12 protein-coding genes and 1 riboswitch are annotated in these 12,637 nt (G+C 54.3%); of the genes, 6 read left to right on the forward strand and 6 right to left on the reverse strand.

Annotated elements, in window-relative coordinates; genetic code table 11:
* Nucleotides 1–52 precede the first annotated feature (52 nt).
* Together rpmF and LDN84_RS17385 are read right to left on the reverse strand one after the other, a co-directional pair.
* Nucleotides 53–235 (reverse strand): 50S ribosomal protein L32, encoded by a 183-nt coding sequence (gene rpmF / locus LDN84_RS17380; protein WP_223904681.1) that lies wholly within the window; start codon nt 233–235, stop codon nt 53–55.
* A 120-nt stretch (nt 236–355) separates the two neighbouring features.
* The gene (locus LDN84_RS17385) at nt 356–901 is read right to left on the reverse strand and encodes a YceD family protein (protein ID WP_223904682.1); all 546 of its coding nucleotides are present in this window, start codon (nt 899–901) and stop codon (nt 356–358) included.
* A gap of 25 nt (nt 902–926) precedes the next feature.
* On the opposite strand from LDN84_RS17385, the gene LDN84_RS17390 reads away from it, so the two are divergent.
* Nucleotides 927–1,520, forward strand: a complete 594-nt coding sequence (locus LDN84_RS17390; protein ID WP_223904683.1) for a Maf family protein — start codon at nt 927–929, stop codon at nt 1,518–1,520.
* Nucleotides 1,517–2,305: an SAM-dependent methyltransferase gene (locus tag LDN84_RS17395; protein WP_223904684.1), complete on the forward strand. Its 789-nt coding sequence runs from the start codon at nt 1,517–1,519 to the stop codon at nt 2,303–2,305. Before LDN84_RS17390 ends, LDN84_RS17395 begins: the two co-directional genes overlap by 4 nt.
* A gap of 42 nt (nt 2,306–2,347) precedes the next feature.
* On the opposite strand, the gene LDN84_RS17400 is transcribed toward LDN84_RS17395, so the two are convergent.
* Genes LDN84_RS17400 through LDN84_RS17415 form a run of 4 tightly spaced genes read right to left on the reverse strand, consistent with a single transcriptional unit; the run spans nt 2,348 to nt 5,479 of the window.
* Nucleotides 2,348–3,406 carry a S49 family peptidase gene (locus LDN84_RS17400; RefSeq protein ID WP_223904685.1) on the reverse strand — a complete coding sequence of 353 codons (1,059 nt, stop codon included), beginning with the start codon at nt 3,404–3,406 and terminating at the stop codon, nt 2,348–2,350.
* Complete coding sequence (locus tag LDN84_RS17405; RefSeq protein WP_223904686.1) at nt 3,399–3,773, reverse strand: Rieske (2Fe-2S) protein; 375 nt, start codon at nt 3,771–3,773, stop codon at nt 3,399–3,401. Before LDN84_RS17405 ends, LDN84_RS17400 begins: the two co-directional genes overlap by 8 nt.
* Nucleotides 3,774–3,785: 12 nt before the next feature.
* Nucleotides 3,786–4,445 carry an HAD family hydrolase gene (locus tag LDN84_RS17410; RefSeq protein ID WP_223904687.1) on the reverse strand — a complete coding sequence of 220 codons (660 nt, stop codon included), beginning with the start codon at nt 4,443–4,445 and terminating at the stop codon, nt 3,786–3,788.
* Nucleotides 4,442–5,479 (reverse strand): RluA family pseudouridine synthase, encoded by a 1,038-nt coding sequence (locus LDN84_RS17415; protein WP_223904688.1) that lies wholly within the window; start codon nt 5,477–5,479, stop codon nt 4,442–4,444. Before LDN84_RS17415 ends, LDN84_RS17410 begins: the two co-directional genes overlap by 4 nt.
* A gap of 527 nt (nt 5,480–6,006) precedes the next feature.
* On the opposite strand from LDN84_RS17415, the gene LDN84_RS17420 reads away from it, so the two are divergent.
* From LDN84_RS17420 to LDN84_RS17435, 4 genes are all read left to right on the forward strand, one after another.
* Nucleotides 6,007–9,003 (forward strand): Rne/Rng family ribonuclease, encoded by a 2,997-nt coding sequence (locus LDN84_RS17420; RefSeq protein ID WP_223904689.1) that lies wholly within the window; start codon nt 6,007–6,009, stop codon nt 9,001–9,003.
* Nucleotides 9,004–9,326: 323 nt separating this feature from the next.
* Nucleotides 9,327–10,562 carry an NAD(P)/FAD-dependent oxidoreductase gene (locus tag LDN84_RS17425; protein WP_223904690.1) on the forward strand — a complete coding sequence of 412 codons (1,236 nt, stop codon included), beginning with the start codon at nt 9,327–9,329 and terminating at the stop codon, nt 10,560–10,562.
* Nucleotides 10,563–10,807: 245 nt separating this feature from the next.
* A riboswitch (guanidine-I (ykkC/yxkD leader) is annotated at nt 10,808–10,915 on the forward strand.
* A gap of 55 nt (nt 10,916–10,970) precedes the next feature.
* On the forward strand, nt 10,971–11,789 hold the full coding sequence (locus LDN84_RS17430; RefSeq protein ID WP_223904691.1) for an ABC transporter permease: 819 nt from the start codon (nt 10,971–10,973) through the stop codon (nt 11,787–11,789).
* Nucleotides 11,790–11,793: 4 nt separating this feature from the next.
* Nucleotides 11,794–12,630, forward strand: a complete 837-nt coding sequence (locus LDN84_RS17435) for an ABC transporter ATP-binding protein (protein ID WP_223904692.1) — start codon at nt 11,794–11,796, stop codon at nt 12,628–12,630.
* The last annotated feature ends 7 nt before the right edge of the window (nt 12,631–12,637 follow it).

Consider the following 12,637-nt stretch of genomic DNA (forward strand, 5'->3'; position numbering starts at 1 on the left):
AGGCCCGGGGCTACACGATTGGTAGCCCCGGGCCTTGGGTGTTTAATTGCAATTAAGCTTCAGACTTGGTCTTGAGAACCTTGCGACCACGGTAAAAACCGGTCGGACTGATGTGATGACGCAAATGCGTTTCACCCGTGGTTGCTTCCACGGCAATACCGGGAACGACCAGAGCATTGTGAGAGCGGTGCATACCGCGCTTGGAAGGGGACTTTTTGTTTTGTTGGACGGCCATGTTCCGCTCCTTAAGGCTGTGAGCTGCCCGAATAGCAGCAACTGGGGTTGGTTAAAAAGCGCACATCAACCATGCGCAAAGACCATAGAGTATAACCCATGACAGATCTTTTTGCAGTCATCATTGCTTAGACGAATTTTTCAAACTAGCCAACGCTGCAAACGGATGAGGTTTTTCTTGTTGCTGTTCAAAATCAGCATCTGCCACAGCAAGTTTGACATCCACTGGGCACACATCATGCCGTGGCACCGATGGCAAATCCAGCAAAATTTCATCTTCAATCAAACCTGCCAGATCGAAATCTTGACTCGCCACCAGCACGTCCTCAAGTGACTCATCATCTTCAATTTCGGCCTGCACCTCAGTTTCCACAAATCGGAAGTCCCGTTCTATCTGAATCCGTTCATCTACAGGCCCCAAACACCGTTGACACGTCAAAGGCAAGCTCACATCTACTGTTAAGTGAATCCAAACTTGAGGGAGCCCAAGCTGGTCGGTCTTGAGTTCCGAACGCACAGACCAAAATAGAGCATTTTCAGCTCCTTTTCCTTTGGTTTCAAGCATCAATCGCTCGTAATTTAATAGCAAATCTTGACCTGCAAGTTGCAACGCAGTCAAACCGGCCTGTTTGACATCCAGTTTTGGAGGGGATACATATTGACTCATGCTTGCAGTGTAAGAGAATCAGACCATGACTGAACACACCTCGCCCCCATTGATTCTGGCTTCAACCTCACCCTATCGCCGCCAACTACTGGAACGACTTCGTGTCCCCTTTACCGTCATCCCATCCGATGTAGATGAATCCGCTTGGCCAACCGAAACGCCTGCACAGCTTGCCTGCAGGCTGGCATTGACCAAGGCACAAGCCGTTGCCAAGCTACATCCAGACAGCATAGTTATTGGTTCAGACCAAGTGGCCGATCTTCATGGTGATGCTTTGGGTAAACCACACACCCATGCACGAGCCGTGGCCCAATTACAACGCATGCGAGGTCAAACCGTCATCTTCCAAACCGCAGTGGCAGTGGTTTGCCAAGCACGACGCTTTGCACAAACCGAATTGGCTCAGGTCAAGGTTCAATTCAACCAACTTACTGATAAAGAAATTGAAGCCTATCTGCTTGCTGAGCAACCTTATGACTGCGCAGGTAGCGCCAAAAGTGAAGGGTTGGGCATTGCACTACTGGCACGTATCGACAACGATGACCCAACGGCTCTTGTTGGCTTGCCGCTGATTCGCACCTGTCAACTGCTGCGTGCTGCGGGATTCGAAGTCTTATGAATCTGCCACACACGACACCGCCCTCTGTAGTCAAAGGCAAACTCTATTTGGTACCAGCACCGTTGGATTTTGGCTGTTCACAAATTACCGACTTGCAAGCCTCCATGCCTTTGGGAACCCTCTACCAGGCAGCAAACTTGGCGCATTGGGTGTGTGAAAACGCGAAATCCACCCGAGCCTACCTCAAACGCATCCACGACATCACTCCACTTTGCAAACCCATTCAAAGCATGTCATTGGTGGAATTGCCCAGGGAGGTTCACAAAAAAGGCGATCATCAAGGCAACTTTGATGCACGCGGCCTACTACAAGCAGCCTTGCAAGGCAATGACATTGGCCTCATCAGTGAAGCGGGCATGCCCGCCGTAGCTGATCCTGGCTCTTCAGTGGTTCGAGCTGCACATGACTTGGGTGTGGAGGTGATACCGCTGGTCGGTCCGGTATCTTTATTGCTGGCACTGGCAGCCAGCGGGCTCAACGGACAAAATTTTGCTTTTGTCGGGTATTTGCCGCAAGACGCACAAGAGCGAATAACACGTATCCGCGAGCTTGAAGCCCTGTCTCTGAAAACTGGCCAAACTCAGCTATTTATAGAGACACCTTACCGTAATGCAGTCATGCTGGCAGCACTCAAACAAAGTCTGCAACCCAATACCCGTCTGGCAATCAGCAGCGGACTCACGCTAGCCAGCGCTCACATCGTCAGCCAATCGATCAAACAATGGAAACATGCCTCTACAACACTGGATAACGCAACCCCTGTTGTCTTTGCTATTGGACGTTGACCAAGGCACACCCTTTTTTACGAACATCCAAGCCAACTACCCTCAGTGTATGGAGGGAATGGATTTCAAAGCTTGAACCGCACCAGCACCCATTGCAGCACCAAAACGCTTAACTAACCGTTCAGCCACATTGTCTCGGCGGGTATAGTCAATGATGTCTTCGGCTTTTACCACCTCACGCGCAACAAAGTCCAAGCTGCCTAATTGGTCTGCCAAACCCAGCTCAATCGCCTGCTGGCCATTCCAAAACAAGCCGCTGAAGGTTTCAGGAGTCTCCTTCAAACGCTCACCGCGCCCTTCTTTCACCACGGCAATGAACTGTTGGTGAATCTGATTCAGCATGGCTTGTGCAAAGACCCGCTGAGTTTCCGTTTGCGGACTGTACGGATCCAGAAAACCTTTGTTTTCCCCTGCTGTCATCAAGCGGCGCTCAACCCCCAGCTTATCCATCAGCCCAGTAAAACCAAAACCATCCATCAGTACGCCAATGCTGCCTACGATACTGGCCTTATCAACAAAAATTTTGTCAGCCGATACCGCAATGTAATAGGCCGCCGATGCAGCGGATTCTTCTACCACGGCGTACACCGGTTTTTTGTGAAGCGCTTTAAGCCGTTTGATTTCGTCGTTGATGATGCCTGCCTGCACCGGGCTTCCTCCAGGAGAATTGATCAATAACACGACGGCCTGCGCACCAGAATCTTCAAACGCAGCACGTAAAGAAGACACCAGCAATTCCGCACTGGCTTCCGCCCCAGAGGCAATTTCACCCTTGATCTCAATCACCGCCGTATGCGGAGTGGAAACATCTTGCCCACCGCCATTACGGCTTACACCAAGCCAGACAAGCACAACGAACACCCCCAACCATGCAAAACGAAAGAATAGCCGCCAGCGACGAGTCGCACGTTGTTCTTGCAGGGTGGCAAAAGCTAATCTCTCCAGCGTCGACCGCTCCCAGCCATGGGGCTCAGGGTATCCTCCGGTATCTACATTTTTAGTAGCATTCACCTCTTTATTGTCAATCTTTTCAGACATTTTTTGGTCAGATTCAAGCGCTGGTTTTAGAGGCTCGTTGTCGGGAGTAACAGGGTCATTCATGAAGAGTTGCCAATTGAAATTTCTCTGAAGTATGCCAGTGCACCATACCATCAGACTCTGACACCTCAATTTTCACCAGCCCCCCCCTGCAAGGCCCCATGCGACAGTGCCCCGTCTGAGGGGCATACATGGCACCGTGTGTGGCACACATCAACCAGTGACCAGTGGTATCAAAAAATTCATTGGGCTGATAGTCCATTTCCATAGGCACATGGCTACAACGGTTCAAATAGGCAAAGACTTTCCCTTGATAACGCACCGCAAAGGCCGCTTCGCTCCGGCCAAAGTACAGCACTTCAAATGGCACAGCATGTTGACTGTTGACCAAATCAGCAGAATGACACAAAAAAACAGCTTGGTGGGGCATACCGCCAATCCCTCAAACGTTCAACCGCAGCCAGTTGTGCAACTGCGCGACATCATGCGCAACATACTGGGGCGACAAGGCTGCAAATGCGTCAGACTCATGCGCACCATAGCTCACACCCACACTGGCACAACCAGCGTTAAGTGCCATTTGCAAATCATGCGTAGTGTCACCAATCATCAGGGTACGCTCTGCAGGTACATCAAACTCAGCCATCAATTCGCGCAACATCAGCGGATCTGGTTTGCCCGCAGTTTGGTCTGCCGTGCGCGAAGCATCAAAAATACCAACAAGTGTCGAGGTATCCAACGCCTCGTCCAAGCCCCGACGACTTTTGCCAGTGGCAACTGTCAGAATCAGACCACGTGTCTTCAAGTCTGCCAGCATTGGCAACACGCCGTCAAACAGACTGATTTCATGCTGAATGGCGAAATAATGGTGTCGGTAACGATCACCAAGCATGGGATAGAGTTCTTTCGGCACGTCTGGTGCGGCATGAGCCAAAGCCTGCATCAAACCCATACCAATCACGTAAGACGCTGCTTCATATGTAGGCTCCTTGCCCCCTACATCACGCACCGCTGCCTGGATGCAACGCGCGATGATGGCAGTAGAGTCGAACAGGGTGCCATCCCAGTCAAAAGCGATCAAATCAAAACGTCTTTGGGTCATAAAGTTGAGCGCTCAGGCGCGTTGGATAAAGAAAATTGCGCCAGCTCAGGAGGCAAATCGGCCAACAACTCCTGCCGCTCACCTGTAGCGGGGTGGTTAAATTGCAAGCGCCATGCGTGCAAAAACATACGCTTAAGTCCTGGTGATGCATTGGCGCGTGCCAAAGCTTTATTGATCTCAAAGTCGCCATACTTGTCGTCCCCCAAAATCGGAAAACCTTCACTGGCCAAATGAACCCTGATTTGATGTGTGCGCCCGGTCTTGATGGTTACCTCCAGCAATGAGCCCTGCTGCAAATGTTCGCGCACCCGTACCAAAGTCACGGATGGCATGCCATTCGGATCATCACGCGACACCACTTTAACGCGACGCTCACCTGCCTGAGCGTCTTTACCATCCAACTCGTATTTGTACAAAGGCTTGTCGAGCACCTTCAGCTTTGCGGGCCATTGCCCCCGCACCATGGCCAAATAAGTTTTGCCGGTTTGACGCTCGCGAAACTGATCTTGCAGATTTTTAAGTGCACTACGCTTCTTGGCGATCAGCAAAATACCACTGGTTTCACGATCCAGACGATGCACCAATTCAAGAAACTTGGCCTGCGGACGTGCCATGCGGAGTTGCTCAATCACACCAAAACTCACACCAGAGCCACCATGCACGGCCACACCTGCAGGCTTGTTGACGACCAGCATGTGCTCATCTTCAAACAACACCACAAAGTCACGTGCTGGCACTGATCCCGAAGCCCCGCTGGCCATGGCGTTAGCTTTTTCAGCCACCCGTTCAGAGATACGAACAGGAGGTAAACGCACCACATCTCCCTCTCTCAAGCGCGTATCCGCCGCCACACGCCCTTTGTTAACACGTACCTCACCGCTGCGAATCATGCGATAAATGTGGGTTTTGGGAACCCCCTTGAAATGGCGAATCAGAAAATTGTCAACACGTTGATCCACACTGTTTTCATCAATGCAAACGGTCTTAACCTCTGGGACGGGGGCTGAGGGTTTCACCCCTATAATCTGTTTCACTCGCGGCGTGCTCGGTAATAAGTAGTTGATTTAATTGATACTTAAATCGTTAAGTCGGTGAAGTTTAGTTCACTCACCCGATCCCCCGCCAGTAAAGTCGATACCGCCTGTCGCACCCGCTGCAAATGCACAACCAATCGTTGCGCATGGTAGTCAGAATGACAGGTTAAAACGGCATCTTGAAACCCAGAATCGGAATACCCAAAATTCACAGCTCATGGCTGTGAATGGAATGAAGCGAAATGTTTGCACTGATGACCCTGATGACCCAATGCCTGCAGCGCGAAAACGTGCTGTTTTTTGGCATTCATCAACCATCTGTGCCCGTCAAACGGGCACAACACGCTATTAAATCAATAGCTAATTCCCTCCCAAACCCCATCGCTCCCCTCCACGCGCCAATACCCAGACTCATTGTTTGAGTTTGGGTTCTCCGGCTTTTCCTCCTTGTTTCAAGGTGTCAGTTTGTGTATCAATACAGCCCAATAGGGCTTTTGATTGATATTTGAATTGAAGGAACGCTACCCATGAAACGGATGCTCATCAACGCGACGCAGGCTGAAGAACGCCGCCTCGCCATCGTCGACGGCCAAAAACTGCTCGACTACGAAATCGAGATCGAAGGGCGCGAACAGCGCAAAGGCAATATTTACAAAGCAGTTGTGACACGCGTCGAGCCCTCTTTGGAGGCTTGCTTTGTAGACTACGGTGAAGAGCGCCATGGCTTCTTGCCTTTCAAGGAAATTTCCCGCCAATACTTCCAACCAGGTGTTCCTGTCAGTCAGGCCCGCATTCAGGATGCCATCAAGGAAGGCCAGGAACTGCTGGTTCAGGTTGAAAAGGAAGAGCGTGGCAACAAAGGTGCAGCTCTCACCACGTTTGTCTCATTGGCTGGCCGTTATGTGGTCTTGATGCCCAACAACCCACGCGGCGGCGGTGTGTCTCGCCGCATTGAAGGTGAAGATCGGGCCGAGTTGAAAGAAGCCCTCGACCAGCTCGAATACCCCAATGGCATGAGCATCATTGCCCGCACTGCTGGCATCGGTCGCTCTGCACCAGAGCTGCAATGGGATTTGAATTACCTGCTGAAACTATGGTCCGCCATTGATGGCGCAGCCAAAGGTGGCAAAGGTGCCTTCCTGATTTACCAGGAATCCTCACTGGTGATCCGTGCCATTCGCGATTACTTCAACCATGACATTGGTGACATCCTGATCGACACCGACGATGTCTATGAGCAAGCCCAGCAATTCATGGCCCACGTGATGCCGGAACACGCAGCCCGTGTCAAACGCTACCGCGACGATGCGCCACTGTTCTCCCGCTTCCAGATCGAGCATCAGATCGAATCTGCCTATGCCCGCACGGTGCAATTGCCCAGCGGCGGCGCGATTGTGATCGACCACACCGAAGCCTTGGTGAGTGTCGACGTGAACTCGGCCCGCGCCATCAAAGGGGGTGACATCGAAGAAACCGCCACCCGTACCAATCTGGAAGCAGCTGATGAAGTGGCCCGCCAGGCTCGCCTGCGCGATTTGGGCGGCCTGATCGTCATTGACTTCATTGACATGGAAGAAAGCCGCAACCGGCGCGACGTGGAAAACCGCTTGCGCGAAGCCTTGCGCCAGGATCGTGCCCGCGTCCAGTTTGGCACCATCAGCAAGTTTGGCTTGATGGAAATGAGCCGCCAGCGCCTGCGTCCGGCGCTCAGCGAGGGAGCATCGATCCCCTGCCCACGCTGCGGCGGCTCTGGCCACATTCGTGACACGGAATCCAGCGCACTGCAAATTTTGCGCATCATCCAGGAAGAATCCCTGAAAGACAGTACCGCCTCGGTGTTGTGCCAGGTGCCGGTTGAAGTGGCCTCGTTCCTGCTGAACGAAAAACGCACCGAAATCGCCAAGATTGAGCTCAAGCAGCGCATCAATGTGATCATGGTGCCCAACAAGTCGCTGGAAACGCCCAACTACCGTCTGGAACGCCTGAAACACGACGACCCACGCCTGGACAACATCGAAGCCAGCTACAAAATGGCCGATGAGGCCGAAGAAGCCACTGCCGTCACCCGCCGGTCACAAGAGCCGACCAACCGCCAAACTCCGGTGATCAAAGGGGTGCTGCCCGATGCGCCAGCGCCTGTGGTCGCGCCCAAGGCTGAAAGTGTGCCGGTCGCTCAAACGGTGGTTGCCCCAGTTCAACCGGTCAGCACGCCTGCCGTGGCTGGAAAGGGCTTTTTTGGTTGGCTTAAGAACCTATTTGCACCCGTATCAGAAGCACCCGTAGCAGCTCCTGCTGCAATAGTGACACAGGAACCATCCAAAGAAGAAAAACGCAACGGCCGCGATGGTCGACCAAATCGCGATAGCGCACGTCGTGGTGAGCCACGTGGTGAAGGCCGCACTGACCGCGGTCCTCGCCCCGAAGGTCGACCACCACGCAGTGAAGGCCGGGCTGATGGCCGCACGGACTCTCGTGGAGGACGCAACCGCAGCGAACGTACCGAACGTCCAAATAGCCCACGTGAACGTCTGGATACGCAAAGTGGCAGCGCTGTTGCAGAAATCAACACCAGTATCACTCAGGAAACACAAACTCCTAATACAGCCGAGAACGGTCGCGCTGAACAACGACCTGAACGCTCTGGTCGCAACGCTGAAAGAGGTGAGCGTAGCAACCGCCCTGAACGTGGTGAGCGTCGCCCTCGCAATACGCGCCCTGAGGATGAAACTACGGTTACCACAGACCCGGTCAACCTAGCTGCAACCAGCGATGCGGCAACATCAGTCGCCCCTGATGGCGCTGAAGCCCCGACGGTGCCAAGCTCCACCACAGCACCCCGAGAAAAACGTTCACGTGATCGCTATGGCCGTGAACGCAAGCCTCGTGGTGAACGGTCTGAACGCCCTGAAATCAGCAACACGTCATCCAACCTGACACTTGATGAATCCGCTCAGACTGAAGAAGCACCGAAAAAATCGTACTTCACTCCAACCAGTTCGGTAACTGGGTCTTCATCTGTTTCGCCTGCTCAGGATCCACAAAACCCGGTAGAGGCTAGTGCCAATCCATCCTCACAGGTGACAGAAGCAACAACGCCGACTGTCACATCCACAGAGACAGAGGCCAAAGGAACTGACTCACCTGCATCCAATACGAGCAGCCATGACACTGAAGTAGTGACACCAGTGGCCACAGATGTACCTCAAACGACATCCCAACCAGTGAATGCCCCGTCTGCCGTGCAAGCCGAGCCAGCAGTTGGCATGCCCAAAGTACAAGCTTACACACTCCCACTGGATGAGTTGGCGGAAATTGCCAAATCCTCAGGTCTGAACTGGGTGAACTCGGATTCAGAAAAAGTTGCGGCTGTACAAGCAGCCATTGCAGCCGAAGTGAAACCTGTACGTATCCCACGCGAACGGCATCCTGCTGTCAAAATCGATGATCGTCCATTGGTGCTGGTTGAAACCAAGCGAGACCTACGCAACATAACTTTGCCGTTTGAAGAAACTGCCCAAAGCTAAGGAATTTGGTCACGACCAAAACCAGAGGCACTTGTGCAACAGGACAGGTCTAAAACAGGCCTGCCCTGTGTGTGCGTAAATACGGTCAGAGGGTCACGCTCGCGTGGTGTCGAGGTTGTCAAAACCTTGAATCACGAGATACGTGCAGGAAGAGACTGAATACTGCGACACGAGGGTGTTGCCAAACAGGTCCAAAAATCCAGATGTAATTTGGGTGCCTGCTTCCGTTGATAACAGCTACACTTCAAAAAGGGCGCGGTTCCGGCTCTGGCCGGGCGTGATGGAAATGCATCCACACCGGATGCTCAACAAGGCTGTCTATCATGAACTTCGTAATCATCGGTGCCGGATCCGCTGGTATGCGGGCCGCAGAAACACTTCGCGACAACGATCCTCAAGCCAGTATCACACTGGTCAGCGGCGAGCCTGGGGAGCCTTATGCGCGAATGGCCATCCCCTACATTTTGAACGGAGCCATCGATGAAGATGGTGCCCGCCAGCGGCGCTCACACCACCATCTGGAGGGGCTGGGCATTCGTTATCTCAATTGCAAAGCGCTGAAGGTACATGCAGGACCTGATGGCGGACAGGTTGATCTTGCAGACGGATCGAAACTTCCCTATGACAAATTATTGGTAGCCACGGGTTCGTCGCCCTCACTACCGCCCATACCTGGCACCGATGTGCCGGGTGCAGTGACCTGCTGGACGCTGGAAGATGCCCGCCAGATTGCAACCAAACTCGTGCCGGGTGCACGTGTGGTCATGCTAGGGGCTGGATTTGTGGCTGGTGTATGTATGAAATCACTGGTGAACAGCGGTGCCAAGTTATCCGTGGTAGCGGGACGCTCAGGGCAAATCCTGCGCTCAATGATGACCCCCGTCGGCAGCCGCATGTTGCAGCGCTGGCTGGAGGGGCGCGGCGTAGAAGTCATCACCACCGGACGCACCCTGGGTATTGAGCCGGGCCCACGTCTAATCATGGACACCCGCACCATTGATGCGGATCTGATCATCCTGGCAACCGGCGTACATTCCAACGTATCATTCCTTGAAGGCACAGGAGCCGAAATCCGCAATGGTGTTGTGATCGACGAGCACATGCGCACCACTGTGCCGCATATTTATGCCGCTGGTGATGTGGCGCAGGGACGTGATTTTTCCACAGGCGAATGGGTGGTGCATGCCTTGCAACCCACCGCCACTGAACATGGTCGTATTGCCGCCCTGAATATGCTTGGCAAAGAAGTGGCCTACCGTGGCAGTCTTAGCATGAATGTGCTGGACACGGTGGGCCTGATTTCCCATACTTTCGGTTTGTGGGAGGGCATCCCAGGTGGCACCCACACTGAAGTTATTGACGAAGCCAACTTTATCTATACCCGACTGTGTTTTGCTGACGACCAGCTGATTGGGGCCATCACCATCGGCCATCCGCACCATGTGGGTGCGATTCGTGGCCTGATCCAGTCGCGCCGCCATTTGGGTGTCTGGAAAGAGCGCCTGATGAACAACCCGCAGTTGGTAATGGATGCTTTTGTTGATCTGAACCAAGGCTGACCGGGTGATGCCATAAATTCAACCGTAGATCCTGCGGAAATGACAGTTCACAGGAATGCACCTCCAATATGTACCCTCACCATTTTGGTGCCATTCATCACACCACCTGATCGGAAGCCGTGCATGACGATGCACCTTCAGGCGCGGCGCACTCAAACCTGCACTACCGATGCCGATTTCAAGTTGGCACTTAATTTGCTTTAATGTTTCCAAGAGAGGGCGTAGCGCACAGCGCATCGCTTGACTTGTCAGACCGCTAGGGTTCCGGGCATCACTTCGGTGGTGTCGTCTGGTCCGAGAGCTGTCGGCCGCAGATCGTTGCGGCTCCACGGAGGGATAAAAGCCCGGGAGAAGATGGTGTGTTGCACCGTCCTCTCTTGCTGTGATCCCTCAACCTCTGGAGCCCGCATGTCAGACACCCCCCAAGCTTCGACCCGCCCCGGCATCTGGCGCATCGCCGGCCAACTGTCGCGCACGCAATACTGGCTGTTCGCCCTTCTGGGCCTGTTCATTCCCTTCGCGCTGTGGACGCTGTACGCCGCCTCCGGCTGGGTCGATGCGGTGTTCATGCCCAGCCCGTGGAGTGTGGCCACGCGCATCATCACCTGGCTGGTGGAAGATGATTTGACCGCCGACACCCTGATCAGTGTCTACCGCGTGTCGGCAGGCTTTGCCCTGTCTGCCGTGCTGGCCTTGCCGCTGGGTTTGCTGATTGGCGCGTTTCGCCCGGTCGAGGCCTTGCTGGAGCCGCTGACCGATTTCATTCGCTACATGCCCGCCGTGGCCTTTATTCCGCTGGTGATGTTGTGGCTGGGCATTGGCGAGAGCGCCAAGATTTCCATCATCTTCATCGGCACGTTTTTCCAGATGGTGCTGATGGTGGCCGAGAACGTGCGACTGGTGCCCATGGCGCAGATTGAAGCGGCCCTCACCATGGGTGCCACCCGCTACGAGATGATCCGCCTGGTGCTGGCGCAGTCGGCGCGGCCCGCCATTCTGGACACACTGCGCATCACCATGGGCTGGGCCTGGACTTACCTGGTGGTGGCCGAGCTGGTGGCAGCCAACTCGGGCCTGGGCTACGCCATTTTGAAAGCCCAGCGCTACCTGAAAACCGACACGATTTTTGCCGGGATCATCTTGATTGGCCTGATCGGCCTGGTCATGGATCAGGGCTTTCGCTGGCTACATCGGCGTCTGTACCCCTGGGCACAGGTAAGGGGTTAATAACATGTCCAAAGTCATCATTCAAAACGTTGGCAAGGTCTTTGAGCGTGCCGCCAGCCCAACGCCTGCGCTGGAAAACGTCAACCTCAGCATTGAAGACAACGAGTTCATCACCCTGGTCGGGGCCTCCGGCTGCGGCAAGTCCACGCTGCTGCGCATTCTGGCCGGGCTGGAGTACCGCACCAGTGGCGAGGTGGTTTGCGACGGTCGCAACATTGCCACGCCGGGGGCCGACCGCGCCATGGTGTTCCAGCACTACAGCCTGTACCCCTGGCTGAGCGTGATCGACAACATCAAGTTCAGCCGCCAGCTCAAGGTCAACCGCGAGAACTTGTCGTCATCCGATGTCGAGTCGGCCTCCGGGCGGGCCGAGGCACTGCTCAACCTGATTGGCCTGAGCAAGGTGCGCGATGCCTACCCGAATCAGCTCTCCGGCGGCATGCAGCAGCGCGTGGCGATTGCCCGTGCACTGATGGGGCGGCCCAGCATCCTGCTGATGGACGAGCCGTTTGGTGCACTGGATTCGCAAACCCGCGAGGTGATGCACGACCTGATCCTGCACATTCACCGCATTGAAAAAACCACCATTGTGTTTGTGACGCATGACGTGGAAGAAGCGGTGTACCTGGGCCAGCGCGTGGTGCTGATGCAGCCGCGCCCGGGGCGCATTCACAGCATTTTCCCCGTGCCGCTGCCTGCCCTTCGCACGCAAGACATGAAGCACAGCGAAGCTTTTCGCGCCCTGCGTAGCGAGATTCTGGCGCGCATCCGCGAGAGCACTGGCATCACCACCGACCTGGACATGCTGGAGCAGCTCAATCTGCAAAACAGCGAAGCCTGAACACCCA

This window comes from Rhodoferax lithotrophicus (assembly GCF_019973615.1).
GTDB lineage: Bacteria > Pseudomonadota > Gammaproteobacteria > Burkholderiales > Burkholderiaceae_C > Rhodoferax > Rhodoferax lithotrophicus.

Excerpts from the sequence above, each read along its gene's own strand:
- LDN84_RS17410 (WP_223904687.1), bottom strand. The coding sequence starts at position 4,445 with ATGACCCAAAGACGTTTTGATTTGATCGCTTTTGACTGGGATGGCACC.
- LDN84_RS17425 (WP_223904690.1), top strand. The coding sequence starts at position 9,327 with ATGAACTTCGTAATCATCGGTGCCGGATCCGCTGGTATGCGGGCCGCA.
- LDN84_RS17420 (WP_223904689.1), top strand. The coding sequence starts at position 6,007 with ATGAAACGGATGCTCATCAACGCGACGCAGGCTGAAGAACGCCGCCTC.
- rpmF (WP_223904681.1), bottom strand. The coding sequence starts at position 235 with ATGGCCGTCCAACAAAACAAAAAGTCCCCTTCCAAGCGCGGTATGCAC.
- LDN84_RS17430 (WP_223904691.1), top strand. The coding sequence starts at position 10,971 with ATGTCAGACACCCCCCAAGCTTCGACCCGCCCCGGCATCTGGCGCATC.
- LDN84_RS17400 (WP_223904685.1), bottom strand. The coding sequence starts at position 3,406 with ATGAATGACCCTGTTACTCCCGACAACGAGCCTCTAAAACCAGCGCTT.
- LDN84_RS17405 (WP_223904686.1), bottom strand. The coding sequence starts at position 3,773 with ATGCCCCACCAAGCTGTTTTTTTGTGTCATTCTGCTGATTTGGTCAAC.
- LDN84_RS17395 (WP_223904684.1), top strand. The coding sequence starts at position 1,517 with ATGAATCTGCCACACACGACACCGCCCTCTGTAGTCAAAGGCAAACTC.
- LDN84_RS17435 (WP_223904692.1), top strand. The coding sequence starts at position 11,794 with ATGTCCAAAGTCATCATTCAAAACGTTGGCAAGGTCTTTGAGCGTGCC.
- LDN84_RS17385 (WP_223904682.1), bottom strand. The coding sequence starts at position 901 with ATGAGTCAATATGTATCCCCTCCAAAACTGGATGTCAAACAGGCCGGT.
- LDN84_RS17390 (WP_223904683.1), top strand. The coding sequence starts at position 927 with ATGACTGAACACACCTCGCCCCCATTGATTCTGGCTTCAACCTCACCC.